Source organism: Streptomyces sp. NPDC040589 (assembly GCF_055594445.1).
Map to the genome: position 1 here is coordinate 226,053 of NZ_JBVIWP010000004.1, position 26,526 is coordinate 252,578.

The following is a 26,526-nucleotide window of genomic DNA, read 5'->3' on the forward strand; positions in this document are numbered from 1 at the left end:
ATGGGTCCGTATCAACTCCCGTGCACCGCTCGCGCCTTGAGCGGTGCACGGCGACCCTGGTCGGCATGGCCCTGTCGCCCGTACCGCCTCAGCGGCGGAATCCGCTGCTCATCCTGATCACCGTGCTCGTGGCCGCCGCAGCCGTGTGCGCGGTGGTGCTGATGGCCAGGGGAGGCGACGGCTCGCCGGACCGGGAGCCGCCCGCCGGGAGCACGAGCCGTACCCCTGCTCCTTCCTACGGCATCCCCACCAAGCTGCCCACCGAAGTACCCAGCGAGCTGCGGACCCGGTTGCCGTCGGGCTTTCCGAGCGGACTGCCGAGCGATCTGCCCAGCGACCTCGAATCGCTCCTCCCGTCCCTGGACACCGGCGAACTACTGCCGTAGGGGCGCCTCTTCCGGTGCGGTTCCGTCTCCGGCGGCCGGCTCAGCCGACGTGAGGGCCGTCGCCGGATCCTGTGCGGCGCCTCCCGCGGGCACCCAGCGGCCGCGTTCCTTGCCGTACGGCCACCACCGGCCGTCCCGGCCGAGGCGCAGCTGGACCGGTGCGCCGACGACCGTCCACCGGTTGCCTCGCGCCCGCAGCCGGGGCCGCTCGTCCGTATCCCAGGCCGAATCCAGGGCGGCACGCGCGCGTGCGAGCGTTTCGCCCTCGACCCGCCACTCCTCATCGAGCACGGCGAGTGCGGCCGTACCGCCGAGGTGCCAGGCACGGACCGCCGCTTCGAGCCCCTCCCGGCCGCGTTCCGACCCGTCGGCGAGACGGTCCGCCACGTCGCCTCCGGGGGCGCCCGCGGCCAGCCGCACCGCGTCCTGCGCCACCGTCAACTCCGCGTCGGAGGTGCCCCGGAGGGCCTCCGCGAGCAGGCGGTGGGCCTGTACGGCGGTCCGTGCGGCCAGGAACTCCAGCGCGGCGGGGTCGATGCCGGGAGCGGGCGGCGTCTCGGTGTCCAGGGACGGCGGCAGCCCCGGCTCGTCGGGGAGTGCGGGCAGGTCCGGCAGCGGGGGCAGGATGTCACCGGCCGTATACGCCTCGGCCGCGTCCACGCCCTCCGGCCCGGAGGACTCCGCTGCGGATCCTCCGCCGCGGGTCTGGAGGTCGTCCAGCAGGGCGGCTTCGTCGCGGCCCCGCATCAGCATCAGGACGAACGGATCCTGGTCCAGCAGGCGCGCCACCTGGTAGCAGAGCGCCGCCGTGTGCCCGCAGTGGTCCCAGGCGCCGCAGTCGCACTCCGGCTCCAGATCGCCCAGGCCCGGCAGCAGTTCGACACCCGCGGCCGCCGCGTCCTCGACCAGGTGCGGCGGCATCTCCCGGTCCAGCAGCGCCGCCACATGCCCGGCCCGCTCCACCGTCATGTCCAGGAGGCGGTCCCACTGTTCGGACGAGAGCTCCTCCAGCAGGACGTCGGCCCGGTGCGCCGTGCGGTCGCGGTCCTGGACGACGGCCGTGAGCCGGCCCGGGCGCACCGACACCGCGCCGACCGCTCCCGCGCGGGCGAGCCGTCGGCCCGTCTTGAGCTGCGCCGAGTCCAGCGCGGTGTCCTCCAGGGCCTTCATCCAGGCCTGGCCCCACCAGGTCTGTGCGAAGCCGCGCCCGTGAGCGGGCGGCAGCGCGGCGAACGTGCGCTCCGTGTCACCGTCGTACCGAGTCATCGCAGGCCCTCTCGCAGTTCGACCAGTTCCGCCAGTTCCGCGTCCGTCAGTTCCGTGAGCGCCGCCTCGCCGGAGCCCAGGACGGAGTCCGCCAGCTCCCGCTTGCGGACCAGCAGTTCGGCGATGCGGTCCTCGATGGTTCCCTCCGCGATGATCCTGTGCACCTGCACGGGCCGGGTCTGGCCGATGCGGTAGGCGCGGTCGGTGGCCTGTGCCTCGACGGCCGGGTTCCACCAGCGGTCGTAGTGCACGACGTGCTCGGCCCGGGTGAGGTTCAGACCGGTGCCCGCCGCCTTCAACGACAGCAGGAACACCGGCACTTCGCCGTCCTGGAAGCGCCGCACCATGGCCTCCCGCTCGGCGACGGGTGTCCCGCCGTGCAGGAACTGCGAGGGCGTGCCGCGGGCGGCCAGGTGCCGTTCGAGGAGGCGGGCCATCTGGACGTACTGCGTGAAGACCAGCACGCTCGCCTCCTCGGCCAGAATTGTGTCGAGCAGCTCGTCCAGCAGTTCCAGCTTCCCGGAGCGTCCGGCGATCACCGGGCGCTCCTCCTTGAGGTACTGCGCCGGGTGGTTGCAGATCTGCTTGAGGCCGGTCAGCAGCTTCACGATCAGGCCGCGTCGCGCCATGCTGCCGACGCCGGAGATCTCGGCCAGCGCCTCGCGCACCACCGCCTCGTACAGACCCGTCTGCTCCTGGGTGAGCGACACGGCGTGATCGGTCTCGGTCTTCGGCGGCAGCTCGGGCGCGATCCCCGGGTCCGCCTTGCGGCGGCGGAGCAGGAACGGCCGTACGAGCCGGGCCAGCCGGTCCGCGGCGGCCGGGTCCTGACCGCCCTCGACGGCCTCCGCGTACCGCCTGCGGAAGGTGCCGAGCCGGCCCAGCAGCCCCGGAGTGGTCCAGTCGAGGATCGCCCACAGCTCCGACAGGTTGTTCTCCACCGGGGTGCCGGTGAGCGCCACGCGCGCGCGTGCGCCGAGGGCACGCAGCTCCCGCGCGGTCGAGGAGTACGGGTTCTTCACGTGCTGGGCCTCGTCCGCCACGAGCATGCCCCACGGCACCTGGGTGAGCCGGGGCGCGTCCAGGCGCATCGTGCCGTACGTGGTGAGCACGAACTCCCCGTCGGCCAGGTCGTCGAGGCTGCGCCGTGCGCCGTGGAATCGCCGCACGGGGGTGCCGGGCGCGAACCGCTCGATCTCCCGCTGCCAGTTGCCCATCAGGGACGTCGGGCAGACCACCAGCGTGGGCCCGGCGGACTCTGCGTCGGTCTGCCGGTGCAGGTGCAGGGCGATCAGCGTGATCGTCTTGCCGAGCCCCATGTCGTCGGCGAGGCAGCAGCCGAGGCCCAGGGAGGTCATGCCCGCGAGCCAGTTCAGGCCCCGCCGCTGGTAGTCCCTCAGGGTGGCCGCGAGGGCGGCGGGCTGCTCCACGGGCCGCTGTGCCTCGGGGTCCGCGAGTCGTTCCCGCAGGGCCGCCAGCCATCCGGTGGGCCGCACCTCGACCCGGCTGCCCTCCACCTCCGCCCAGCCCGTCAGGGCCGCGCCCAGCGCCTCCACAGGTGTGACCTTGTGGTCCTGCCGGGAGCGGGCGAGCCGTACCTCCTGAGGGTCGATCAGGACCCACTGGTCACGCAGCCGCACCACAGGGCGCTTGGCCTCGGCGAGCCGGTCCAGCTCCTCGCGGCTCAGCCGACGGTCGCCCAGCGCGAACGACCAGTTGAAGGCGAGCAGCGCGTCGGCGGACAGGAACGACGGAAGGGCCGCGGCGGACGTGGCGGACTCCTCCGCCTCCTCGTCCGAAGGCCCCACCGGCCCCACCTCCGCGCGCGTGCTGAACTCGCGGGTCAGTCCCTTCGGCCAGTGCACGTCGACCCCGGCCGCCGCCAGCGCACGGGCGCCCGCGCCGAGCAGTTCGGTGACCTCCTCGTCGGCGAGGTCGACGGCGTCCGGCACGGTCGCGGACAGCAGCGGCGTGAGCGGGGCCCAGGCCCGGGCCGCGCGCCGCAGGGCGAGCAGGACGTCCATCCGCGCGCGTGGGCCGAAGGCCTCGCCCTTGGAGCCGGCCCAGACCTCCGCGGCGTCCGCGACCAGCGCGGGATCGCTCACTCCGTGCACCTGGAGCACGGCCCGGAACGAAACGTCCGCGTCGGCCGCCGCGGACGTCAGGCCGGGCACCTCGATCCGCAGCGACAGCCGCACGCCCGCGTCGTGGCCCGCGGCGACGTCGGCGGCCCAGGCGCGCTGCTCGGGCAGGTGCACCGGCTCGGGCGACGCGTAGGCGGGACCGCCGGTCACCAGCGGTGCGGCGGGGGAGCGGGGCAGGGTGTCGGCGACGGCGTCGAGGAAGGCGCGCAGGAGCCGCTCCGGGTCGGGCAGCCGCAGCGGCCCCGCGCCCGAGAGCGGCACGGCGTGCGCCTCGGGCGGCATCGCGGCGGCGAGCCGGCGCAGGGCCTCGACGTCCTGGGCGCGCAGGGGACCCGTGCGCCAGGCGTCGTGGTCGCCCGGGGACAGCCCCGGCAACAGCAGCCCGCGCGCCACGAGGTGCAGGGCGTGCACGGCCGCCGCGCCCCAGAACACGGTGGACCGGTGCCCCTGCGCGCTCACCCGCGCGCTGGTGAGGACCGGCAGGGCCGCGTGCACCGGCAACAGGACGGCGGGCACGCTCTCCGCCTCGATTCCGTCGCTGCCGGGCACGACGACGGTCAGGTTCGCGGCGGAGGCCGGTGCCACGGTCGGCGATGTCACGGACGCCGATGCCACGGTCGGCAAGACCTCGCCGTCGGGCCGCCAGAAGGCGATGCCGCCGGTGCGGGCCGGGTCGCCGGGCAGGAACACGGCGCGGCAGTGGGCCAGTTCGGAGGAGACGGAGGCAGGTGCGGTGGAGGGCGAGGAGGAGGGTGCCGGGGAAGTCAAGTACTCGGCTATGACTGATTCCTCAAATTTGACTAGCGAGTCGGAGTCGCCGAGGGTACAGCACGTCTGGCGCACACGGGTATGACTAAGGTGTGAGCTGAGTCACTATGAGGGGGTCAGGGGTGTGTAGGGGGCGCACCTCAGGGATGTCTCAGGGTCGCGGTCAGGAACCGTTGCAGGCGCGGGCCCGTTTTCGAGACAGAGAGCGGCAGTGGCCGCGAAGGAGGCGACACTCATGTCCAAGAACGCCAAGATCGCCGCAGGTGGTGTGGCGGTCGGGCTCATCCTGTTGATCTGGCTGCCCTGGTGGGCATCGCTCCTGATCATCCTGGGCGTCCCGGCCGCCGCGTATCTCATGCTGGATCCGTCGCAGCGGCGCAGGCTGCGCCGTGCCACCCGTAAGGAGATCGGTCGCTGAGGCGCCGGCCCGGCGCGGCCGAAGGCCGTCGCCGGATCAGTTCGGCCGCACGGCCATCTTGTCGAGCGCCTCGAGGAGCCCCGGCAGCTCCGGCCCTCGGCCCACCGGCAGGACCTCGCCGGGTTCCTCGTCGAGGAGTACGAAGGCGATGTCGTCGGTCCTGGCCACGAGCGACCAGCCCGGACCGTCCGCCCGCAGGATCCGCGCGTCACCCGTCGCGAACGACGAACGGACCCGGCCCAGCGGCGGCGGCGAGTCGATGTAGGTGCGGGCCTCCGCGAGGACCCGCCGGATGACGCTGTGGCCCGGCCGGCCGTTCGCCCCGCTCCCGTCCGGAGCGTCGGCCGCCTCGCCCCGGTCCTCGTCGTCCGGCGCCCTGTCCTCGTCGTCCGGCGCTTCCGAGGACCCAGGCGCCGGAAACTCCGAGTCGTTCACCTGCTCCCGCCATGTCGCCCACTGCAGCGCGATCTCGTCCGCGCCCAGGCGCCGCTGCGCCGGCCCCCAGACGGTGGTGTCCGGCGGAGCCAGCGGAGGCCGGTCGTCGGCCTCCGGACGCGGATCGTGCGGCGCGGGCACGCCGGGCGCCGCGACGGCGACCGCGAGCGGCCAGCCGGGCAGGGCCGCGACGACCGAGCGCTCGTCGGGCGACAGTTCGTACTCCATACCGCAGTCCCAGGACGCGATCGCGACGGCGACCAGGGAGACGTCGTCGATGGCGACGGTCCACCGGCAGCCGTCGCCGTCCTGGCCGAGCACCAGCCCGTACCCGTCGGCGAGCGGTGCGAGACCGAGCGCCGCGCACGCCTCCGGATAGTCGTCGCCCAGGACGCCCGGGAACTTCGCAGGCGTCAGCAGCACCGCCGTGAGCACATAGAGCGCGTCGTCCGCGGCGGCGACGGCGTCCTCGTCCGTCCCGGCCATCCCAGCCTCCCCATCGATTCGCCCAACGGCGCGCACCCTAGTGCGCGCGGAAGCCGCTTGTCACTGCCCGCAAGCGCACCCGAGCTGCAGTTTTCCGGCGGACGGGGCGAATCGGCCGTCCGGACCCCGCTCATTACGCCGTCGGCAGCCCCAGCAACTCACGGGCCACGGTCCGCGGAGACTCGCCGCGTTCCCGTGCGAGCGCGATGACGGCCCGGCAGGCCAGCTCGTTCACCCCGAACGACAGTGCCTCCGGCGACACCCAGCCGGCCGCCTCGTCGGCCCGCTCCTGGTCGTCCTCCGCGCCCGCCGCGACATAGACCGCGGCAGCCTCGAAAAGATTGTGTGGACGTTTGTCCCCGTCGGTCTTCGTCTCCGTGCGCAAGGCATCGGCGACTCGTCCCCCGGCCTTGCGGAACCTGCCCCACATGCTGACCACCTTCCCCCTGTGCGGTTGTTGTGTCTGATCTTTCATCTCCCGGTCACCAACGTAAAGTTGGAGAACCTGTGACAGAAGGGGGACGGCACGGTGAAGCGCTTCGACCGGCTGATTCAGATCCGGCGGATGGACCCGTACCAGGAGGCCACGGAGATCTACCGGCTGAGCGTGGCGTACGAGTTCCCCTGGGACTTCACCCGTGCCCTGGAGCTGGCCCTGTACCGCACCTACGCCGTCCCGAGCATCGGCCGGCTGCTCGCGGAGACGGCGGAGCTCACGGAGCGGACGCAGAAGCGCTACGACGACACCTCGCTGCTCCTGGACGCCGTCGTCGAGCACGGTTTCGGCAGCGAGCCGGGGAAGACCGCGATCCGCCGCATCAACCAGATGCACCGCGGCTACGACATCAGCGACGACGACATGCGCTACGTGCTCTGCACGTTCGTCGTGACGCCCAAACGGTGGATCGACGCCTACGGGTGGCGCAGGATGTCACGCCACGAGATCGTCGCCAGTGCCGTCCACTACGGCACGCTCGGGCGGCACATGGGCATCAAGGACATCCCGCAGACCTACGAGGAGTTCGAGACCTGCCTCGATACCTACGAGGCGGCCCACTTCGCCTGGGACGCGGAAGCCCGGCGGGTCTCCGACGCCACGCTCGGCCTGATGGCGTCCTGGTACCCGCGCCCGCTCGCACCCCTGCTGCGCACCACGACCCTCGCGCTGCTCGACGACTCGCTCCTGCACGCCTTCCGCTACACCCCGCCGAGCACCGCCACGCGCGCGTGGGTGCGTCGCGCGGTACGGCTTCGAGGGCGCGCCGTCCGCCTGATGGCACCCCGGCGTACCCCGCACTTCGCCCGCCAGAACTGGGAGATCAAGGGCTACCCGTACGGATACCGGCTCGCCGACCTCGGCACGCGTCCGGTCCCGGGCCTCCGGGGCTGCCCCGTGCGGCACGTGGAGGCGACGGACACCGAGGCCGGGTGACACGCCGGCTCAGTCCTCGCGGACGGCGAGCGACAGGAAGCGGGTGTCCTCGTCGACGTACGACGTCATGCGCCACCCTGAACCGGCCAGCAGCGGACGGAGGTTGGGCTCGGCGCGCAGGTCGTCCGGGGTGAGCGGGCGGCCGTGGCGTGCGGCCAGCGCCGCCCTGCCGATCGGGTGGAACAGCGCCAGCACACCACCGGGACGCACCACCCGCGCCAGCTCGCGCAGGTTCTCGGCCGGACTCGCCAGGTGCGAGACGAGGCCCGCACCGAACACCGCGTCCAGCGACCGCGAACGCAAGGGCAGCGCGGCGACGTCCGTGAGCAGCAGCTGCCCGTCACGGTCCCGTCCGGCCCGTCCGGCCTCCCGCAGCATGGCCGGGGTCAGATCGGCCCCGAGGACCACCCCCGAGGGCCCCACGGCGGCACGCAGCGGCGGCAGGGCCCGTCCGGTGCCGCACCCCGCGTCGAGCACCCGGTCGCCCGCGCGCAGTCCGAGCTCGGCCACCGCCGCCGCGTAGGCCGGACCGTCGTCGGGGAACCTGCTGTCCCAGTCGGCGGCACGGGGGGTGAAGAACTCCTGGACACGCGTCTGGTCGTCGCTCATGTACGGCATGATTCCTCACCGGCACGGATGGACGCCTCTGTGCACATGTTCGAGCGTGACGCGATCGTTCCGGTACATCCTTGCGTCATATTCCAACACCTTTCGAAATGCGCCCCTTTCGTGCGCCCTTGCCGGGTCTAGCGTCCCGGGGCCATGGGACACCTGGACCACGCCGCCCTGGGGTGGCTGACCCCCGCGCTGTCGTACGCGATGGCCTGCACAGGCGCCGCGCTCGGACTGCGCTGCACCGTCCGCGCGCTCCGCGCCACCGGGCGTTCGCGCCGCAACTGGCTCGTCACCGCCGCCTCGGCGATCGGCACCGGCATCTGGACCATGCACTTCGTGGCCATGCTCGGGTTCGGCGTCGCCGGCACCGACATCCGCTACGACGTGCCGCTCACCCTGCTGAGCCTGCTCGTCGCCATGGTCGTCGTCTGCGCCGGCGTCTTCGCCGTCGGCTACGGCCGGGACCGCGGCCGGGCCCTCTTCCTCGGCGGCCTCACCACCGGCCTCGGCGTCGCGAGCATGCACTACCTGGGCATGGCGGCCGTCCGCCTGCACGGTGACGTGACCTACGACCCGGTGCTCGTCGGGCTCTCCGTCCTGATCGCCGTCGTCGCGGCGACGGCGGCCCTGTGGGCGGCGCTCAACATCAAGTCGCCCGTCGCGGTCACCATCGCCTCCCTGATCATGGGCGCGGCTGTCAGCAGCATGCACTACACCGGGATGTTCGCGGTGAGCGTGCGGGTCACGCCCTCCGGGGAGGCACTGCCCGGGGCCACGGCGATGCAGTTCATCTTCCCCCTCGCCGTCGGCCTCGGGTCCTACCTCTTCCTGACCTCGGCCTTCGTCGCACTCTCGCCGACGGCGGGCGAGCGCGAGGCGTCCGCCTCGGCCCAGCGGCCGGTCGAGAGCGTCGCCCCCTAGGGGCTCCTGATGGATCTCCGCGGCGCCACGACGCCCGGCACGCCCCCGAACACTCCCCAGCGAGGAGTCCATGCGTACACCCCGTAGGACCCCCACAACCGGCGCCGAGGCGCCTCAACCGCCCGTGCGCGGTCGCCGCGCGCACGCCGGGCCACCGGCTGACGAGAGCCCGGAGGCACCCTCGGGCGCCGCACCGGACGGGGCGGCCACGCGCGCGGAGCGCTGGCACATACGTCCGCGCACCGTGCGCGCCAAGATCGTCTGCCTGCTGATGGTGCCGGTCGTCTCCCTCCTGGCCCTGTGGGCCTACGCCACCGTCACCACGGCCCAGGACGTAGCCCGGCTGCGGCAGGTCCAGCGCGTGGACGCCATGGTCCGCGCCCCCGTCTCCGCGGCGGTCGCCGCCCTCCAGACCGAACGCGCGGCCGCGGTACGCCACGCCACCGACCCGTCGGCCGTACCGTCCGGCGAACTGGACGAACTCGCGCGGCGCACCGACCGCGCCGTCGCGAGACTGCGGCTCGGCAAGGGCAACACCGTCGCCGACAGCGAGGAACTCCCCGCCGGAGTCGCCCGCCGGCTGGAGGCGTTCGTCACCGGGACGGAGGAACTGCGGCCGCTGCGGACCGCGGTGCGGGACCGGAGCGTGGGCTGGGCCGAGACGTACAGCCGCTACACGCGGACCATCTCGGCGGCCTTCGGCGCCGGCGGTGCCCTCACCGGCATCCAGGACGCCGACCTCGGCTCCGACGCGCGCGTGCTGCTCGAATTCGCCCGCGCGGGCGAGGCGTTGGCCCAGGAGGACGCGGTGCTGGCCAGCGCCCGCCTGTCCGGCACCCTGACCGGGGAGCGGCTGCGGCTCTTCACCGGCGCCGTCGACCTGCGCCGCACCCTCACCGGATCGGCCGTCGCCGACCTGCGCGGCACCGAACGCTCGGCATGGAACGCCCTCGCCGACAGCAGCGCCTACGCGGGCCTGGGCGAAGCCGAGGACGGGATCCTCGCCCGCGGGCCGGGCGCCAGGGCGGTCGAGGCGGCACCCGCGAGCACCTGGAACACCGCTCACACGCGCGTGCGGCACGGCATGCGCACCATCGAGGACGACGCGGCACGCGGCGTCGCGAAACGGGCCGACCCCTTCACCCGAGGACTGCTCACCCCGGCCGGCGCCGCCGTCCTGCTCGGTCTCGCCGCCGTCGCCGCCTCGCTCGTCATCTCCGTACGCATCGGACGCGGCCTGGTGGTGGAACTGGTGAGCCTGCGCAACGGCGCCCTGGAGATCGCCCGGCGCAAACTCCCCGAGGCCATGCGGAGACTGCGCGCGGGCGAGGAGATCGACGTCCGTGCCGAGGCGCCGCCGGGACCGCCCGCGGAGGACGAGGCCGGGCAGGTCGCCGAGGCCCTCGGAACAGTCCACCGCGCCGCGCTGCGGGCCGCTGCGGAGCGCGCCGAGCTCGCCAGCGGCATCTCCGGTGTCTTCGTCAACCTCGCCCGCCGCAGCCAGATCCTCGTCCACCGGCAGCTGAGCCTTCTCGACAGCATGGAGCGCCGCTCCGACGACCCGAACGAGCTGAGCGACCTCTTCCGCCTCGACCACCTCACCACCCGCATGCGGCGCCACGCGGAGAGCCTGATCATCCTCTCCGGAGCCGCCCCCGGCCGGGCCTGGCGCATGCCCGTCGTCCTGACCGACGTGGTCCGCGCGGCCGTCTCCGAAGTCGAGGACTACGCGCGCGTGGAGGTACGGCAACTCCCCGAAGCAGCCGTCATCGGCACGGCCGTCGCCGACCTCACCCACCTGCTCGCCGAGATCATCGAGAACGCCGCCCAGTTCTCGCCGCCCCACACGCGCGTGCGCGTCACCGGCGAACCCGTCGGCAACGGCTACGCCGTCGAGATCGAGGACCGCGGCCTCGGCATGGGCCAGGAGACCCTCGCCGAAGCCAACCGCCGCATCGCGCAGTCCGAGGCCCTCGACCTGTTCGACAGCGACCGGCTCGGCCTGTTCGTGGTCAGCCGACTCGCCGCCCGGCACGAGGTCAAGGTCCATCTGAAGACCTCGCCCTACGGCGGCACCACCGCCGTCGTCCTGCTGCCCACCGCCCTCCTGCACACCGGAGCGACGGAACGTTCCCCCGGCGAAGCGGCGCAGGCGCGGCCGCCCGAGGGACGCGCCTACGCGCGCGTGCCCGACGACACCCCGCTCCAGGATGTCGTCCCCGCACCGGCCGACCGGCGCGCCCTCGTGGCTCCCGTACCGGCCGCGCCCGAGACCCCGAGCCACACCCCACCCCCAGGAGTCGCCACCTTGCGACTGCACCGCCCCCAGGAGCAGCCCGAAGGCTCCGAGGACCTCCCGCGTCGCGTACGACAGGCCAGTCTCGCCCCCCAACTGCGCGAGGGGCGCCCCGAGGAACCGCCACCGACGCCGGCTCCCCAGGACGACGAACGCACTCCCGAAGTCGTACGCGACCGCATGGCGGCGTACCGCGACGGCTGGGCACGCGGCGGCGGCAGGCAACCCGGCCGCGGCACCACTCCCGGCCCCGCGAAGGGCAGAGACAGCAGCGAAGGAGACCCCGCATGATCCAGGACCCGAGCACGCATACCGCCCGGCGCTCCGGCGAACTCGACTGGCTGCTGGACGATCTGGTGCTCCGCGTGAGCGACATACGGCACGCCGTGGTCCTCTCCAACGACGGCCTCGCCGTAGGTGCCTCGACCGGCCTCCGGCGCGAGGACGCCGAGCACCTCGCAGCGGTCGCCTCGGGCTTCCACAGCCTCGCCAAGGGAGCCGGACGGCACTTCGGCGCCGGCGGCGTCCGCCAGACCATGGTGGAGATGGACGAGGGCTTCCTGTTCGTGGCCGCCGCCGGCGACGGCTCCTGCCTCGCCCTTCTCACCGCCGTGACAGCCGACATAGGCCTCGTGGCGTACGAGATGGCCCGCCTGGTCAAACGAGTCGGCGAGCACCTCGGCACGGCGCCCCGAGCCGGCGCGCGGCCGTCCGCCGCCGGATGAGCAGAGAGAGCGGTCCGCGCAGATGACCGAGGACACGACGGGCACCCTGAGCGAGCAGGGCAGCCAGTGGTACGACCACGAGGCCGGCCCGCTCGTCCGCCCCTACGCCATGACGGGCGGACGCACCCGGCCCGGCCCCACCGGCGTGCGGTTCGACCTGATCGCCCTGGTCACGCTGGATCCCGGCGCGCCCGGCGCGGACGACGCCCCGCTCGGCCCGGAACACCGGACCCTCCTCGACCTGTGCCGCCCGGAGACCCAGTCGGTCGCCGAACTCGCCGCCGGAGCGGACCTGCCCGTGGGGGTGATCAGGGTCCTCCTCGGCGACCTCCTGGAACTCGGCTGCGTCACCGTCAGCCGCCCCGTACCGCCGGCCCAACTGCCCGACGAACGGATCCTGCGCGAGGTGATCGCGGGACTGAGGGCGCTGTAGATGAACGCACACCCCACCCGACACGAGAGAAGTGACTAATGGTCTCCGAGCACTCCGACGCCTCAGGCGGCGACACCGGCGCACTGGCGTTGAAGATCCTGGTCGCCGGCGGCTTCGGCGTGGGCAAGACCACGCTGGTGGGCGCCGTCAGCGAGATCCGGCCGCTGCGCACCGAGGAACTGCTCAGCGAAGCGGGGCAGTCGGTGGACGACACCGGCGGCGTGGACCACAAGACCACCACGACCGTCGCCATGGACTTCGGGCGCATCACCATCAGGTCCGGCCTCTCCCTGTACCTGTTCGGCACGCCGGGCCAGGACCGGTTCTGGTTCCTGTGGGACGAGTTGTCACAAGGGGCGCTCGGCGCGGTGGTACTCGCGGACACCCGCCGTCTGGAGGACTGCTTCCCGGCGGTCGACTACTTCGAGCACCGGCGCATCCCGTTCGTGGTCGCCGTCAACTGCTTCGCGGGCGCCCGGCAGCACGGCGCCCCGGACGTCTCGCGCGCCCTCGACCTCGACCGGGGGACGCCCGTGGTGCTGTGCGACGCCCGTGACCGTGACTCGGGGAAGGAGGTGCTGATCAGGCTCGTCGAGTACGCCGGGCGGATGCACACCGCCCGGCTCCTCGACTCGGTCGGCTGACCGGAGGTACGGAGCTCCCCGAGATCAGTCCGCGATGTCCCGCTCCGCCAGGACCCGGTCGACGGTGACACGGACGAGGAGTTCGCCCGGGACGCCGTTGCGCGCGCCGAACTCCTCGGCGCGTTCCTCGCCCATGTACCGCGCGCCGATCCGGGTCGCCCAGTGCCGCACCTCGTCGAGGTCGCTCACCAGTCGGGCACGGCCCTGGACCACCACGAAGGAGTAGGGCGGCCGGTCGTCGTCCACACACAGGGCGACCCGGCCGTCACGGGCGAGATTGCGCCCTTTCACGGTGTTCTCGCCGGTGTTGAACACCACCTCGTCCCCGTCCAGCAGGAACCAGATCGGGGCCACGTGCGGACTCCCGTCGGCCCTGACGGTGGAGAGCTTCGCGGTGCGGGTGCCGTAGGAAACGAACTCCCGCCATTGCGCATCGGTCATCTTCTGTGCCATGGCTCCCATCCTCCTTGCCCCGGCAGCGGTCGTGGGGAAGGCTGGCGTGGAGATCCTCCGGCCAGGGGGAGAATCGCACGGGGAGAAAACGGGGAGATCGGAACATGGCGCAGAACCAGGGACTCGACTGGCTGCTGGACGACCTGACCGAGCGCGTCCACCAGGTGCGGCACGCACTGGTCCTGTCCAACGACGGCCTGGTGACCGGGGCGAGCACGGGGCTGCGCCGCGAGGACGCGGAGCACCTCGCGGCCGTGTCGTCCGGGTTGCACAGCCTGGCCAAGGGCTCGGGACGGCACTTCGGCGCGGGCAGCGTACGCCAGACGATGATCGAGTTCGACGACGCGGTGCTCTTCGTCACCGCGGCCGGCACGGGCAGTTGTCTGTGTGTCCTCAGCGGTGCCGAGGCCGACATAGGCCAGATCGCGTACGAGATGACACTTCTGGTCAACCGGGTCGGCGAGCATCTCGACGTGGATGCCCGCCAGCCGGAACGGAAACCGACCACAGAAGCCTGACCTGCAGATTCGCCCTCCTCCGCGGAGTTATCCACAGGCTCGTCACGCAACGTGCCGGAGCGGTTACGGTTTTCTCACGGCGACCGCACACGGCGTGAGCCGCCGACTCCACGGGGGAGACCGACCATGTCAGGCACCATCGCGAAATCCGACCGCCTCACCTGCGCCCCGAGCCGGGCCGCCCGCGAACTCGACCTCAAGCGCGGTGAGTTCGACCTCGCGGTGAATCTCGGGCTCATCCGGACCGTTCCCGACGAAGGCGGCGGAGGGCTACGCGTCGCCCGCGCCGAGATCGACCGGCTGCGTGCCGGGGACGGCTTCCCGGACGAACTGCGCGAGCGGGTCGCGACCGCCGGCACCCATGAGGGCGCCGGGCTCCTGGGGGTGACCCCCGCCAGATTCACGAGTCTCGCCCGCTTCGGCCTGCTCGTGCCGGTGACCTTCTACCTGAACCGCTATCGGGCGGTCGTCTGGCTGTATCTGGCCGAGGAACTGCGGCAGTTCGCGGCGGAGGAGAGCAACGCCCGACTGCTGAAGGGGCGCACACCCGCACAGATCAGAGAAGGGCAGAAGGACGGGCTGGACCGGCGGCCTCGCAACTGGCGGGGACGCCACATCGGATTCCTGACGCGGGAGACGGGGGACGACGCCTGGGCTCGCGCGGCAGCCGTCGCCTGTCTTCTCGACCCCGCCGACGTGGCGGAAGTCGTGGCGGACCCCTACGAGCGCGCCCACCTGCACCGCCTCCGTCCTCGCCTCCCGGCGCACGGCACCCCCGGTTCACCCGCCGCCGAACGGGCCGAGACGCTCATGACGGCGAGCGAGCCCGACGAAGTGGCCTGGTTCCGAGCGGACCTGGCCCACACGATGGAGACAGCGCGGAGGAAGCACCAGGCGCCGCGTCCCGCCCCGGAACCGGCCCCGACGCCATCGGCAGCGACGACCGCGCCACCCCCGGTTCCGGCTGGAGACCGGCCCGAGACCCAGGGCCGCGCCCCGTCACACGGCCTCCTGGGATGGCTGCAGCGCAGAGCCCGGCGACTTTCAGGGTGAAAAGCGATGAGTTTCCGGATGCGTCCCGGTCGGAATGGTAAGGAGACCATTCCAGGAGGCGATCATGTTCAGTGAGACGAAGGCGTTCAGCGGGTTCTCGGTGAACGACATCGACGCGGCCAGGACGTTCTACGGCGAGACGCTCGGACTCCGGGTGTCGGAGGAGAACGGCCTGCTGTTCCTGCACATCGCGGGTGACCGGGACACCCTGGTCTATCCCAAGCAGGACCACACCCCGGCGACGTTCACCATCCTCAACTTCCCCGTCGACGACATCGAGGCCGCGGTCGACGAGCTGACGAGGAGAGGCGTGCGGTTCGAGCACTACGACCACCTCAAGGCGGACGACAAGGGCATCTTCCGCGGCGGCGGCCCGCTGATCGCCTGGTTCACCGACCCCGCTGGGAATGTGCTGTCCGTGCTCCAGGAAACCTGATCGGTCAGTCGTCAGGAGTCAGAACGGCCGGTGCCCCGGCGGGGATGCCGCCGTCCACGATGAACTCGCAGCCCGTCGAGAAGGGGGCCTCGGTGACGATGAAGAGCACCATGCGGGCGACCTCCTCGGGCTCGCCGAAGCGGGGGACGGGCTGCCCCGCGGTGTACGCGTCGCCGAAGCCGGCCCGTCATCCGCGTGCGGATGGCGCCGGGGTGGACGGAGCAGACCCGGACCCGGTCGGGCGCGAGTTCCAGCGCGGCGACCTTCGTCAGGCCGCGAAGACCCCACTTGCCGGCCGCGTACGCCCCGACACCGGCGTAGGCGGTCAGCCCGGCGAGGGAGGACATGTTCACGATCACGCCGCCCCCGGCCCGGCGCAGCGACGGTGCCGCCGCGCGCATGCCCAGCCAGGCGCCCGTGAGGTTGACGTCGACGACATGGCGGGACGACGCGGGGCTCTGCTCCTCCATCGTGCCCCAGTCGATGATCCCCGCGATGTTGACCAGGACCGAGACCGGGCCGAGGTCCCGCTCCGTCTCCGCCAGGGCCCGCTGCCAGTCGTCCTCGCCGGTGACGTCCAGGTGCAGGTAGCGGGCCGGGCCGCCGAGTTCTGCCGCCAGGGCCGCCCCTTCGGTGTCCCGGATGGCGGCGACCACCACGGAGGCGCCCTCGGCCGCGAGCGCGCGTGCCACCGCGGCCCCTATGCCTGCGGCCCCGCCGGTGACGATCGTCACCCGCTCGCTGAGACGCTCCATCGTGACCTCCACGGCTCAGGGGGCTCCCGCCGTCTGGCGTTCCTCGCCCGGCGCCACCAGCGACTGGGTAAGCGGGATCCGCGCCAGGGCGAACACCCCCGCGGCGATCAGTGCGACGCCGAACAGTTGGGGCAGCAGCCACCACCCGGAGCGGATCGTCTCCTCGTACAGGAGGATGCCGAGGGCGAGGCTCACCAGCGCGTCGCCGAGGGTGAGCGCGGGCTGCGAGGCGACCAGCGGGCCGGCCTGCATGGCGTTCTCCAGCAGGAACAGGGCGCACACGCCGGTCGCCGCGAAGGCGTACGTCTGCCAGGCGGTGAAGAAACCCACGAGTCCCTGCTCGTCGAGGATGTGCATGGCGGCTTTCATCAGGGCCGCGGTCACCGCGTAGCTGATCGCCGTCGCGGCACCCAGACATGCCGCCCGGGCCCGGCCCTCCGGGCGCTTGAGGGCGGCGAGGGCGAGGGCGACGACCGCTCCCGCGCACACGGCGAGCGCCGGGATCCAGCGGTCCAGCTCCACATGGGTGCGATTGCCCGAGGGGGACGCGGCGGCGAGCGCCACCGCCAGCCCGGCCACCACCACCGTCACGGCCAGCCAGCCCACGCCCGGCAGATGCCGGTGCATCAGCAGCGAGGCGACGATGAGGGTCAGAGGCAGCTCCAGCACGAACAGCGGCTGCACGATCGTCAGCGGCCCGGTCGCCAGCGCCAGCGCCTGGCAGACGGCGGCGGCGATCACCGCGAGGATGCCGGCCAGCCAGACGCGCCGTCGCAGCAGATCGAGCATCAGCCCGGCCCGGAAGCCTTCGGAGCGCGGCACGGTGAGCGCGGCTTTGCGCTGCAGCACCGTCGCGACGGCATTGCTGAAGGCCGCGCAGATCGCGAAGAGGACGGGGAGCACGGTGTGCAGCGTGGCCACCTCCCGGATCGGCGGGCGTGTGACGCCGGCGGTGCCTCCTCCTGCCATGGTCACCGGATCGGGGCACGGGCGCGAACGGAGTGCCGAAGCGCGCGTGCCCCCGAGCGGCGGAAACCCGGGTCGGTCCAGCCCGCGGACAGGTCAGTCCAGCTTGCGGAAGAGTCCCTCCTGCACGACCGAGACGACCAGCCGGCCCTCACGGTCGTAGATCCGGCCCCGGGCCAGACCACGGCCGCCGACCGCGATCGGCGACTCCTGGTCGTACAGCAGCCAGTCGTCGGCGCGGAACGGGCGGTGGAACCACATCGCGTGGTCCAGTGACGCCATGTCGAAGCCCCGCGGCCCCCACAGCGGCTCGACCGGGATGCGGACGGCGTCCAGGAGGGTCATGTCGCTGGCGTAGGTGAGGGCGCAGGTGTGGACCAGCGGGTCGTCGCCCAGTGGTCCGACCGCGCGCATCCACACCGCGCTGCGCGGCTCGGAGTCCTCGACCTCCTCGGCGCTCCAGCGCAGCCGGTCCACGTAGCGGATGTCGAAGGGCTGGCGGCGGGCCATCCGCTCCAGCTGCTCGGGCAGCGCGCCCAGGTGCTCCCGGATCTCGTCCGTGACCGTGGGCAGCGACTCCGGGTCCGGGACCTTGCGGGCCGGCGGCAGCTGATGCTCGAAGCTGCCCTCTTCCGGCTTGTGGAAGGAGGCGGTGAGATTGAATATCGTGCGGCCCTGCTGCACGGCCGTGACCCGGCGGGTCGTGAACGACCGCCCGTCGCGCACCCGCTCGACCTGGTAGACGATCGGCACACCCGGGATGCCCGGGCGCAGGAAGTACGCGTGCAGCGAGTGCACGGGGCGGTCGCCCTCCGTGGTGCGGCCGGCGGCGACCAGGGCCTGGCCCGCCACCTGGCCGCCGAAGACCCGCTGGAGGGACTCCTGCGGGCTGCGGCCACGGAAGATGTTGACCTCGATCTGCTCCAGGTCGAGCAGGTCGACGAGTCTCTCGGCCGGGTTCGTCGTCATGGGTGGGATTCTCCTGTGCTCGCTGCGGTCCGGCCGTTCACAGCTGGCCGACGTCGGTGACGCGGACGATCGCGCGGCCCTCCGCGTCGGAGGCGGTCAGGTCGACCTCCGCGCTGATGCCCCAGTCGTGGTCGCCGTTCGGGTCGTGGAAGATCTGCCGGACCCGCCACAGGGCGTTCTCCGGCTCCTCCTCGATGAGCAGCAGCTTGGGGCCGCGGGCGTCGGGTCCGGTGCCGAGGTCCTCGTACTCGTCGAAGTACTTGTCCAGCGCCTCGCCCCACGCGTCGGCGTCCCAGCCGGACTCCGCGTCCATCTCGCCCAGCTCCTCGACGTGGTCGAGGGCGGCCAGCTCGACCCGGCGGAACATGGCGTTGCGGACCAGGACGCGGAAGGCGCGGGCGTTGGCGGTGACCGGCTTGACCTCGTCGGCCTTCTCCTGGGCCTCCTCGGCGGTCATCTCCGCCGGGTTGGCGAGCTGCTCCCACTCGTCCAGCAGGCTGGAGTCGACCTGGCGCACCATCTCGCCCAGCCACGCGATCAGGTCTTCCAGATCCTCGGACTTGAGGTCGTCCGGGACGGTGTGGTCCAGGGCCTTGAAGGCGCTGGCGAGATAGCGCAGCACGATGCCCTCGGTGCGGGCCAGCTCGTAGTGGGACACCAACTCCGTGAAGGACATCGCCCGTTCGTACATGTCGCGGATGACCGACTTCGGCGACAGCGGATGGTCGCCGACCCAGGGGTGGCTCTTGCGGTACGTGTCGTACGCGTGGAAGAGCAGCTCCTCCAAGGGCTTCGGGTACGTGATGTCCTGGAGGCGCTCCATGCGGTCCTCGTACTCGACCCCGTCGGCCTTCATCGCGGCGACGGCCTCGCCGCGCGCCTTGTTCTGCTGGGCGGCCAGGATCTGACGTGGATCGTCGAGCGTCGACTCCACGACGGACACCATGTCGAGGGCGTACGACGGGGACTCGGGGTCCAGCAGCTCGAACGCGGCGAGCGCGAAGGTGGACAGCGGCTGGTTGAGCGCGAAGTCCTGCTGGAGATCGACCGTGAGGCGGACGATACGGCCCTCGGAATCCGGCTGGTCGAGCTTCTCGACGATGCCCCCGTCGAGCAGCGAGCGGTAGATCGCGATGGCCCGGCGGATGTGCCGCAGCTGCTGCTTGCGCGGCTCGTGGTTGTCCTCCAGCATGCGCCGCATCGCCTCGAAGGCGTTGCCGGGGCGGGCGATCACCGAGAGCAGCATCGTGTGCGTCACCCGGAACCGGGAGGCCAGGGGCTCCGGTTCGGAGCCGATGAGCTTCTCGAAGGTCTGCTCCGACCAGGCGACGAAGCCCTCCGGAGCCTTCTTGCGGACGACCTTGCGGCGCTTCTTCGGGTCGTCGCCCGCCTTGGCCAGCGCCTTCTCGTTCTCTACGACGTGCTCGGGCGCCTGCGCGACGACGAAGCCCTCCGTGTCGAAACCGGCCCGCCCGGCGCGGCCCGCGATCTGGTGGAACTCCCGGGCCCGCAGGGTGCGTACGCGGGTGCCGTCGTACTTGGTGAGGGCGGTGAACAGCACGGTGCGGATGGGGACGTTGACGCCCACGCCGAGCGTGTCCGTGCCGCAGATGACCTTCAGCAGACCGGCCTGCGCCAGCTTCTCCACCAGGCGGCGGTACTTGGGCAGCATGCCCGCGTGGTGGACGCCGATGCCGTGCCGGACGTAGCGCGAGAGGTTGCGGCCGAACTTCGTGGTGAAGCGGAAGTTGCCGATCAGCTCGGCGATCTGCTCCTTCTCCGCACGTGAGCACATGTTGATGCTCATCAGCGCCTGCGCCCGCTCCACGGCCTGCGCCTGCGTGAAGTGCACGATGTAGACGGGCGCCTGCCGGGCCTCCAGCAGGTCGGTGAGCGTCTCGGTGAGCGGGGTGTAGCGGTACTCGTAGGACAGCGGCACCGGACGGGTCGCCGAGCGGACCACCGCCGTCGGGCGGCCGGTGCGGCGGGTGAGGTCCTTCTCGAAGAAGGAGACGTCGCCGAGCGTCGCCGACATCAGCACGAACTGCGCCTGCGGCAGTTCCAGGATCGGGATCTGCCAGGCCCAGCCGCGGTCGCCCTCCGCGTAGAAGTGGAACTCGTCCATCACGACCTGGCCGACGTCCGCGTCCTTGCCGTCGCGCAGCGCGATCGACGCCAGGACCTCGGCGGTGCAGCAGATGACGGGGGCGTCGGAGTTCACGGACGCGTCGCCGGTCAGCATGCCGACGTTCTCCGTGCCGAAGATCTTGCACAGTTCGAAGAACTTCTCCGACACCAGCGCCTTGATCGGAGCCGTGTAGAAGGTGACCTCGTCGCGGGCCAGCGCGGCGAAGTGCGCACCCGCCGCGATCATGCTCTTGCCGGAACCGGTGGGCGTCGACACGATCACGTTCGCGCCGGAGACCACCTCGATCAGCGCCTCCTCCTGGTGGGGATAGAGCGTGAGACCCCGCTCGCCGGCCCACGACTCGAAGGCTTCGTACAAGGCGTCGGGGTCGGGGGTCCGCGGCAGCTGATCGATGAGGGTCACGCCCCCATCTTGCCTGGCCTGATGCCCGATGCGGGAATCGGCTGCGGGCCCGAAGATCACGAACGCTACGCTGGGTCGCCGACGACACGTCAGCGCACCCGGTCAACTGGACAGCGGCACACGAGGAATGGGGCGGGCAACTGCCATGATGGGACCAGCACACTCACTGTCGGGCGCCGCCGCCTGGCTCGGCGTCGGTGCGGCGGCCGCCGCGGCCGGGCATCCGATGCCCTGGCCGGTCCTTCTCGTGGGTGCCCTGATCTGCGCCGGTGCCGCGCTCGCCCCGGACCTCGACCACAAGGCGGCCACCATCTCCCGGTCCTTCGGACCGCTCTCACGCTGGCTGTGCGAGATCGTGGACAAGCTGTCGTACGCCGTCTACAAGGCGACGAAGAAGCAGGGCGACCCGCGCCGCTCCGGGGGGCACCGGACGCTCACGCACACCTGGCTGTGGGCGGTCCTGATCGGTGCGGGCACCTCGGTCGTGGCGATCACCAGTGACCGCTGGGGCGTGCTGGCGATCCTCTTCGTGCACCTGGTCCTGGCCATCGAGGGTCTGCTGTGGCGGGCGGCGCGCGGCTCCAGCAGCGATGTCCTGGTGTGGCTGCTGGCCGCGACCACGGCGTGGATCCTCGCCGGTGTCCTGGACAAGCCGGGCAACGGCGCGGACTGGCTGTTCACGGCGCCGGGGCAGGAGTACCTGTGGCTGGGGCTGCCGGTCGTGCTGGGGGCGATCGTCCACGGCATCGGGGACGCGCTGACCGTGTCCGGGTGCCCGATCCTGTGGCCCATACCCGTGGGGCGCAAGCGCTGGTACCCGCTCGGGCCGCCGAAGGCCCTGCGGTTCCGGGCGGGCAGCTGGGTCGAGCTCAGGGTGCTGATGCCCGTCTTCATGCTGCTCGGCGGGGTGGGCTGCGCGGCGGCGCTCAACGTCATCTGAGCGCCCCGGGGCTTCCGGCCGGGTTCAGGAGCCGCCGTACCTCCGCTCGAACCGGGCGACCCGGCCCTCCGAGTCCACCGTGCGGGCCTTGCCCGTGTAGAAGGGGTGGCTCTCCGCGGAGATCTCCACGTCCACGACCGGGTAGGTCTCGCCGTCGTCCCACTCGATGCGTTCGCCGCTGGTCGCGGTGGACCGGGTCAGGAAGGCGTATCCGGCGGTCCGGTCGCGGAAGACGACCGGGTGGTAGTCGGGGTGTTTGTCCTGCTGCATGGATGCTCCTTGCCTCAGCCGGACAGGGTGTCCTCGTCGACGACGTGCACGGCGGCTTCCTCGGCCGACGCCGCCGCGCCGTCGATGCCCACGTCCATGGCGACCAGCGCGCTCTCCTCGTCCTCGTGCGCGCCCTCGTCGGGTGCCACGAGCCGGCCGGAGCGGGCGTCGCCGACCTCGTTGTCCAGGAGTTCCCCGTCGGTGCCCTGGCAGTCCCCGAGACCGTCACCGTCCGGGGCGACGGCATCCGGCAGCTCCTCGGCGAGCCGCTGGTCCAGCGTCTCGCCCGCGCGCCGCTCGGCCGCCGTCACACCGAGGTGCTCGACGGCCCAGGGCCGCTCGGGAGGGGACCAGCCCCGGTCCAGGGGATCGTCGACGCCGTCGTCCACCAGGGTGTCCTCGGCGTCGAGCAGCCCCGTGTCCTCTCGCTGCTCGTCTTGATCCGGTTGGTAGACATCGTCTCCCCAACCGTCGGACCTGTTCACGGGTACCTCCAGGGGGGTGGGGACGGGCCCGTTCCCCGAACCGGTGCCTGATTCCAGCCTTCCACCCGGCCTCGTCCCCGCGCAACGCCACGGACCCCTGCCGGAGGCTTGGCCGAGGCCCTGAGGCTTCTGCCCACCAGGCGGACGCCGGGGCCGTCCGCCTGGTGGGCAGAAGCCGGAACCGTCGACGGCCCAGGGCCATACGGTCCTGGCTGCGCGGCTCGGTCGCCGCGTGGCCGGACCACCCGGGCAGAGCCGAGCACGGTCGACCGGCCCGGGGCCCGGCCGAACGGACGCGTCAGCTGTGCCGGAAGCGGACGGGCCGAACGGCCGTGCACAGCGCCCTCGGCGTCACGGTCCGGCCCTCGCCGTCCCGGCCCGGCGTCACGACCGGGCCCCGGCCGGTCGAGGCCGTCGGTTCAGGTACCGCGGGGCCACGACCGCGCCCCGGCCGGTCGAGGCCGTCGGTTCAGGTACCGCGGGGCGGTGCGTCACCCGTGCCAGGACCTCCACAGCGCCGCGTACGCCCCCTCCGCCGCCACCAACTCCTCATGGCTGCCCAGCTCGCTGATCCGGCCGTTCTCGACGACGGCGATGACGTCCGCGTCGTGGGCGGTGTGGAGGCGGTGGGCGATGGCCACGACGGTGCGGCCGTCGAGGACGCGGGCCAGGGAGCGTTCCAGGTGGCGGGCGGCTCGGGGGTCGAGCAGGGACGTCGCCTCGTCCAGGACCAGGGTGTGCGGGTCCGCGAGGACGAGGCGGGCCAGGGCGATCTGCTGGGCCTGGGCCGGGGTGAGCGCCAGGCCGCCGGAGCCGACCTCGGTGTCCAGGCCGTCGTCGAGCGCCCGGGCCCAGCCGTCCGCGTCGACCGCGCCCAGCGCCGCCCAGAGCTCGGCTTCGACCGCGTCGGTCCGGGCGAGGCGGAGGTTGTCGCGCAGGGAGCCCACGAACACGTGGTGCTCCTGGTTGACCAGCGCGACATGTGACCGGACGCGTTCCGCCGGCATGCGGGACAGCTCGGCGTCGCCCAGGGTGATCCGGCCGTCCCGGGGCGCGTAGATCCCGGCGAGCAGCCGGCCCAGCGTCGACTTGCCCGCACCCGAGGGCCCGACCAGGGCCAGCCGGGTGCCGGGGGAGACCTCCAGGGACACCTTGCGCAGGACGTCCACGCCCTCCAGATAGCCGAAGTGCACCCGGTCGGCCCGCACATGGCGTCCGTCGGGAGCCACGGAGGAGTCGCCGGCCTCCGGCTCGATGTCCCGGACCCCGACCAGCCGGGCCAGCGACACCTGGGCCACCTGCAGCTCGTCGTACCAGCGCAGGATCATGCCCACCGGGTCGACGAGCATCTGGGCGATCAGCGCACCCGTCGTGACCTGCCCGACGTCGATCCAGCCCTGGAGGGCGAACACACCGCCGACCATCAGGACCGAGGCGAGGACCGTCACGTGGGTGACGTTGATGACCGGGAAGAGCACCGACCGCAGCCACAGCGTGTAGCGCTCCCAGGCCGTCCACTCCTTGATCCGGCGCTCGGACAGCGCCACCCGGCGGGCTCCGAGGCGGTGCGCCTCGACCGTACGGCCGGCGTCCACGGTCTCGGCGAGCGCGGCGGCCACCGCGGCGTACCCGGCGGACTCCGAGCGGTAGGCGGCCGGCGCCCGCCGGAAGTACCAGCGGCAGCCGACCACCAGCAGTGGCAGGGAGAGCAGCACGGCGAGCGCCAGCGGCGGCGCCGTGACCACCAGCCCGCCCATCAGCAGCACCACCCACACCACGCCGATCGACAGCTGTGGCACGGCCTCGCGCATGGCGTTGCCCAGCCGGTCGATGTCCGTCGTGATCCGCGACAGCAGATCCCCGGTCCCGGCCCGCTCCAGCACGCCCGGCGGCAGCCCGACCGACCGCACGAGGAAGTCCTCGCGCAGGTCGGCCAGCATCCGCTCACCGAGCATCGCGCCGCGCAGCCGCACCTGGTGGACGAACGCCGCCTGGACGGCCAGCGCGGCCACGAACAGCCCCGCCGTGAGTTCCAGCCGCAGGTCCCGCGCCCCGTCGGACACCCGCTCCACGAGCCCGCCCAGCAGCCACGGACCGGCCATCGAGGCGATGACGGCGACCGTGTTGACGGTGACGAGCAGCAGAAACGCCCGGCGGTGCCGGCGCAGCAGTTCCGCCGCGTAGGCGCGGACGGTCGCGGGGGCACCGACCGGCAGGGTGTTCGCCGTCGTCGGGGCCGCCGGGTCGTACGCCGGTGGCGCCACGCCGATCATGCCTTCTCCTCGATCTCTTCCAGTTCCGCCAGTACGTCGGTCAGGTCGGCCGCACCGTTCAGGGCGGCCTCGTCCTCGGTCTCGCGTGTGACCACCGCCCGGTAGCGGGGCTCGGTGCGCACCAGCTCGCGGTGGGCGCCGACCGCGGCGACCTCGCCGTCGTCCAGGAACACGACCCGGTCGGCGCGGTCCAGCAGCAGCGGGGAGGAGGTGAACACCACGGTCGTGCGCTCCGCGCGCAGCTCCCGCACGCCCTGGGCGATCCGTGCCTCGGTGTGCGAGTCGACGGCCGAGGTCGGCTCGTCCAGGACCAGCACCTCCGGGTCCGTGATCAGCGACCGGGCGAGCGCGAGCCGCTGGCGCTGACCGCCGGACAGGGACCGGCCGCGTTCGGTGATCCGGGCGTCCATGGGGTCGGCGGCGTCCAGCGAGCCCTGCGCCAGCGCCGCCAGCACGTCGTCGCACTGCGCGGCCGCCAGCGCCTGCCGCGGCTCCACGGCACCCGACGCGGGTACGTCGAGCAGTTCGCGCAGCGAGCCGGAGAGCAGCACCGGATCCTTGTCCTGGACGAGGACGGCCGTACGGGCCGAGTCCAGCGGGAGTTCGTCGAGCGGCACACCGTCCAGCAGCACCGGGGTGCCCTCCTGCGACGGGTGTCCGCCCAGCCGTTCCGCCAGCCGGCCCGCCGCGTCAGGGTCGCCGCACACCACGGCGGTGAGCCGGCCGGCGGACGCGAGCAGCCCGGTCTCCGGGTCGTACAGGTCTCCGGAGGGGGCCTCGGCGGCGCGGGACCCGGCGGTGTCCGTAGCCCGCTCCAGCGACAGCACGCCCGCGGCCCGCTTGGCCGAGGGCCGCGAGAAGGAGTACGCCATGGCGATCTCCTCGAAGTGCCGCAGCGGATAGGTCAGGACCATCACCGAGCTGTAGACGGTGACCAGTTCGCCGACGGTGATCCGGCCCTGGCGGGCGAGCTGCACGCCGTGCCAGACGACGGCGATGAGCAGCAGTCCGGGCAGCAGCACCTGGATCGCGGAGATCAGGGACCACATCCGGGCGCTGCGCACGGCCGCGTGCCGTACTTCCTGGGAGGCGCTGCGGTAGCGGTCGAGGAACAGTTCCTCGCCGCCGATGCCGCGCAGTACGCGCAGCCCGGCGACGGTGTCCGAGGCGAGTTCGGTGGCGCGTCCGGCCTTCTCGCGCTGGGTGTCGGCCCGCCGGGTGGCGCGGGGCAGCAGGGGCAGCACGGCGAGTGCCAGCACGGGCAGGCCGACGGCCACGACCACGCCGAGCGCGGGCTGGTAGACGAGCAGACCGACGCAGACCAGCACGATGGTGACCAGGGCCGCGGTGAACCGTGACCAGGCCTCCACGAACCAGCCGATCTTCTCGACGTCACCCGTGGACACGGCGACGACCTCACCGGCCGCGACGCGCCGGGTCAGCGCCGAGCCCAGCTGGGCGGCCTTGCGGGCGAGCAGCTGCTGGACGCGGGCGGCCGCCGTGATCCAGTTGGTGATGGCGGTGCGGTGCAGGAAGGTGTCGCCGACCGCGTTGCCGACGCAGGCCAGCGCCAGCAGGCCGCCCGCCAGGGCGAGCCGCGCGCCGGAGCGGTCGACGACGGCCTGTACGGCGACTCCGACGCAGAACGGCAGCGCGGCGACGGAGGCGAAGTGCAGCAGCCCCCAGGCCAGCGACTTGAGCTGTCCGCCCAGCTGATTCCGGAAGAGCCACCACAGGAATCGGGGACCCGAACGCGCGTCCGGCACGCCGGGGTCGGCGTAGGGAAGGTCTTGAATCTGCATGACGTCCCAGTGGCTCGTGTCAGGGGGATGGGGGTTCGGCCGATGGCAGCAAACCGTGACAGGTTCGCTTCGCGATGTGGTCGGAG

25 protein-coding genes and 1 pseudogene are annotated in these 26,526 nt (G+C 72.5%); 12 read left to right on the forward strand and 14 right to left on the reverse strand.

Features of this window, described 5'->3' with window-relative positions; genetic code table 11:
• Window positions 1–65: 65 nt before the first annotated feature.
• Complete coding sequence (locus ACZ58V_RS18955; RefSeq protein WP_468188685.1) at window positions 66–386, forward strand: hypothetical protein; 321 nt, start codon at window positions 66–68, stop codon at window positions 384–386.
• Here the strand turns inward: ACZ58V_RS18955 and ACZ58V_RS18960 are convergent.
• Together ACZ58V_RS18960 and ACZ58V_RS18965 are read right to left on the reverse strand one after the other, a co-directional pair.
• Window positions 375–1,652, reverse strand: coding sequence for an SWIM zinc finger family protein (locus tag ACZ58V_RS18960; RefSeq protein ID WP_468188687.1), 1,278 nt, complete (start codon window positions 1,650–1,652; stop codon window positions 375–377). The genes ACZ58V_RS18955 and ACZ58V_RS18960 overlap by 12 nt on opposite strands.
• Complete coding sequence (locus tag ACZ58V_RS18965; protein ID WP_471290937.1) at window positions 1,649–4,564, reverse strand: DEAD/DEAH box helicase; 2,916 nt, start codon at window positions 4,562–4,564, stop codon at window positions 1,649–1,651. Before ACZ58V_RS18965 ends, ACZ58V_RS18960 begins: the two co-directional genes overlap by 4 nt.
• Before the next feature lie 235 nt (window positions 4,565–4,799).
• Here ACZ58V_RS18965 and ACZ58V_RS18970 point away from each other — a divergent pair, with 235 nt between their 5' ends.
• Entirely contained in the window at window positions 4,800–4,982 is a 183-nt protein-coding gene (locus ACZ58V_RS18970) for a hypothetical protein (protein WP_261683932.1), read from the forward strand.
• A 36-nt stretch (window positions 4,983–5,018) separates the two neighbouring features.
• Here the strand turns inward: ACZ58V_RS18970 and ACZ58V_RS18975 are convergent, their stop codons facing one another.
• Window positions 5,019–5,903, reverse strand: a complete 885-nt coding sequence (locus ACZ58V_RS18975; RefSeq protein WP_468188691.1) for a hypothetical protein — start codon at window positions 5,901–5,903, stop codon at window positions 5,019–5,021.
• A gap of 133 nt (window positions 5,904–6,036) precedes the next feature.
• A complete protein-coding gene (locus ACZ58V_RS18980) occupies window positions 6,037–6,333 on the reverse strand; it encodes a hypothetical protein (RefSeq protein ID WP_468188693.1) in 297 nt (98 codons plus the stop codon).
• A gap of 99 nt (window positions 6,334–6,432) precedes the next feature.
• On the opposite strand from ACZ58V_RS18980, the gene ACZ58V_RS18985 reads away from it, so the two are divergent.
• Window positions 6,433–7,335 (forward strand): oxygenase MpaB family protein, encoded by a 903-nt coding sequence (locus ACZ58V_RS18985; protein WP_471290940.1) that lies wholly within the window; start codon window positions 6,433–6,435, stop codon window positions 7,333–7,335.
• 9 nt (window positions 7,336–7,344) lie between these two features.
• On the opposite strand, the gene ACZ58V_RS18990 is transcribed toward ACZ58V_RS18985, so the two are convergent.
• Complete coding sequence (locus ACZ58V_RS18990) at window positions 7,345–7,944, reverse strand: class I SAM-dependent methyltransferase (protein ID WP_471290942.1); 600 nt, start codon at window positions 7,942–7,944, stop codon at window positions 7,345–7,347.
• A gap of 153 nt (window positions 7,945–8,097) precedes the next feature.
• Between ACZ58V_RS18990 and ACZ58V_RS18995 the strand changes: the two genes are divergently transcribed.
• From ACZ58V_RS18995 to ACZ58V_RS19015, 5 genes are all read left to right on the forward strand, one after another.
• Window positions 8,098–8,871, forward strand: coding sequence for an MHYT domain-containing protein (locus tag ACZ58V_RS18995; protein ID WP_471290944.1), 774 nt, complete (start codon window positions 8,098–8,100; stop codon window positions 8,869–8,871).
• 70 nt (window positions 8,872–8,941) lie between these two features.
• Window positions 8,942–11,458 carry a sensor histidine kinase gene (locus ACZ58V_RS19000; protein WP_471290946.1) on the forward strand — a complete coding sequence of 839 codons (2,517 nt, stop codon included), beginning with the start codon at window positions 8,942–8,944 and terminating at the stop codon, window positions 11,456–11,458.
• Window positions 11,455–11,892 (forward strand): roadblock/LC7 domain-containing protein, encoded by a 438-nt coding sequence (locus ACZ58V_RS19005; protein ID WP_471290948.1) that lies wholly within the window; start codon window positions 11,455–11,457, stop codon window positions 11,890–11,892. Before ACZ58V_RS19000 ends, ACZ58V_RS19005 begins: the two co-directional genes overlap by 4 nt.
• 22 nt (window positions 11,893–11,914) lie before the next feature.
• The gene (locus ACZ58V_RS19010; RefSeq protein ID WP_468188704.1) at window positions 11,915–12,325 is read left to right on the forward strand and encodes a DUF742 domain-containing protein; all 411 of its coding nucleotides are present in this window, start codon (window positions 11,915–11,917) and stop codon (window positions 12,323–12,325) included.
• A 38-nt stretch (window positions 12,326–12,363) separates the two neighbouring features.
• Window positions 12,364–12,969: a GTP-binding protein gene (locus ACZ58V_RS19015; RefSeq protein WP_468188706.1), complete on the forward strand. Its 606-nt coding sequence runs from the start codon at window positions 12,364–12,366 to the stop codon at window positions 12,967–12,969.
• Between the two features lie 24 nt (window positions 12,970–12,993).
• On the opposite strand, the gene ACZ58V_RS19020 is transcribed toward ACZ58V_RS19015, so the two are convergent.
• Window positions 12,994–13,422: a PPOX class F420-dependent oxidoreductase gene (locus ACZ58V_RS19020; RefSeq protein ID WP_471290950.1), complete on the reverse strand. Its 429-nt coding sequence runs from the start codon at window positions 13,420–13,422 to the stop codon at window positions 12,994–12,996.
• Between the two features lie 104 nt (window positions 13,423–13,526).
• On the opposite strand from ACZ58V_RS19020, the gene ACZ58V_RS19025 reads away from it, so the two are divergent.
• The 3 genes from ACZ58V_RS19025 (at window position 13,527) to ACZ58V_RS19035 (ending at window position 15,429) form a co-directional block, all read left to right on the forward strand.
• On the forward strand, window positions 13,527–13,940 hold the full coding sequence (locus ACZ58V_RS19025; protein WP_468188710.1) for a roadblock/LC7 domain-containing protein: 414 nt from the start codon (window positions 13,527–13,529) through the stop codon (window positions 13,938–13,940).
• A 126-nt stretch (window positions 13,941–14,066) separates the two neighbouring features.
• Window positions 14,067–14,993, forward strand: coding sequence for a DUF6397 family protein (locus ACZ58V_RS19030; RefSeq protein WP_471290952.1), 927 nt, complete (start codon window positions 14,067–14,069; stop codon window positions 14,991–14,993).
• Window positions 14,994–15,057: 64 nt separating this feature from the next.
• The gene (locus ACZ58V_RS19035; RefSeq protein ID WP_468188714.1) at window positions 15,058–15,429 is read left to right on the forward strand and encodes a VOC family protein; all 372 of its coding nucleotides are present in this window, start codon (window positions 15,058–15,060) and stop codon (window positions 15,427–15,429) included.
• Window positions 15,430–15,433: 4 nt separating this feature from the next.
• Here ACZ58V_RS19035 and ACZ58V_RS19040 read toward each other — a convergent pair.
• From ACZ58V_RS19040 to ACZ58V_RS19055, 4 genes and pseudogenes are all read right to left on the reverse strand, one after another.
• A pseudogene (locus tag ACZ58V_RS19040) lies at window positions 15,434–16,184 on the reverse strand (SDR family NAD(P)-dependent oxidoreductase).
• 15 nt (window positions 16,185–16,199) lie between these two features.
• On the reverse strand, window positions 16,200–17,096 hold the full coding sequence (locus tag ACZ58V_RS19045) for a DMT family transporter (RefSeq protein WP_468189554.1): 897 nt from the start codon (window positions 17,094–17,096) through the stop codon (window positions 16,200–16,202).
• Window positions 17,097–17,246: 150 nt separating this feature from the next.
• Complete coding sequence (locus ACZ58V_RS19050) at window positions 17,247–18,119, reverse strand: acyl-CoA thioesterase (RefSeq protein ID WP_184599180.1); 873 nt, start codon at window positions 18,117–18,119, stop codon at window positions 17,247–17,249.
• Window positions 18,120–18,156: 37 nt separating this feature from the next.
• Window positions 18,157–20,670 (reverse strand): DEAD/DEAH box helicase, encoded by a 2,514-nt coding sequence (locus ACZ58V_RS19055; protein ID WP_468188716.1) that lies wholly within the window; start codon window positions 20,668–20,670, stop codon window positions 18,157–18,159.
• A 145-nt stretch (window positions 20,671–20,815) separates the two neighbouring features.
• Between ACZ58V_RS19055 and ACZ58V_RS19060 the strand changes: the two genes are divergently transcribed.
• Window positions 20,816–21,610, forward strand: coding sequence for a metal-dependent hydrolase (locus tag ACZ58V_RS19060; RefSeq protein ID WP_471290955.1), 795 nt, complete (start codon window positions 20,816–20,818; stop codon window positions 21,608–21,610).
• A 24-nt stretch (window positions 21,611–21,634) separates the two neighbouring features.
• Here ACZ58V_RS19060 and ACZ58V_RS19065 read toward each other — a convergent pair whose 3' ends face one another.
• The 4 genes from ACZ58V_RS19065 to ACZ58V_RS19080 all read right to left on the reverse strand — a co-directional run bounded on the left by ACZ58V_RS19065 (window position 21,635) and on the right by ACZ58V_RS19080 (window position 26,440).
• A complete protein-coding gene (locus ACZ58V_RS19065; protein ID WP_468188719.1) occupies window positions 21,635–21,880 on the reverse strand; it encodes a type B 50S ribosomal protein L31 in 246 nt (81 codons plus the stop codon).
• A 14-nt stretch (window positions 21,881–21,894) separates the two neighbouring features.
• A complete protein-coding gene (locus ACZ58V_RS19070) occupies window positions 21,895–22,365 on the reverse strand; it encodes a DUF5709 domain-containing protein (protein WP_468188722.1) in 471 nt (156 codons plus the stop codon).
• Between the two features lie 491 nt (window positions 22,366–22,856).
• Complete coding sequence (locus tag ACZ58V_RS19075; RefSeq protein ID WP_471290957.1) at window positions 22,857–24,638, reverse strand: ABC transporter ATP-binding protein; 1,782 nt, start codon at window positions 24,636–24,638, stop codon at window positions 22,857–22,859.
• Window positions 24,635–26,440 carry an ABC transporter ATP-binding protein gene (locus ACZ58V_RS19080; RefSeq protein WP_471290959.1) on the reverse strand — a complete coding sequence of 602 codons (1,806 nt, stop codon included), beginning with the start codon at window positions 26,438–26,440 and terminating at the stop codon, window positions 24,635–24,637. The genes ACZ58V_RS19075 and ACZ58V_RS19080 overlap by 4 nt, the downstream gene beginning before the upstream one ends.
• Window positions 26,441–26,526: the final 86 nt, after the last annotated feature.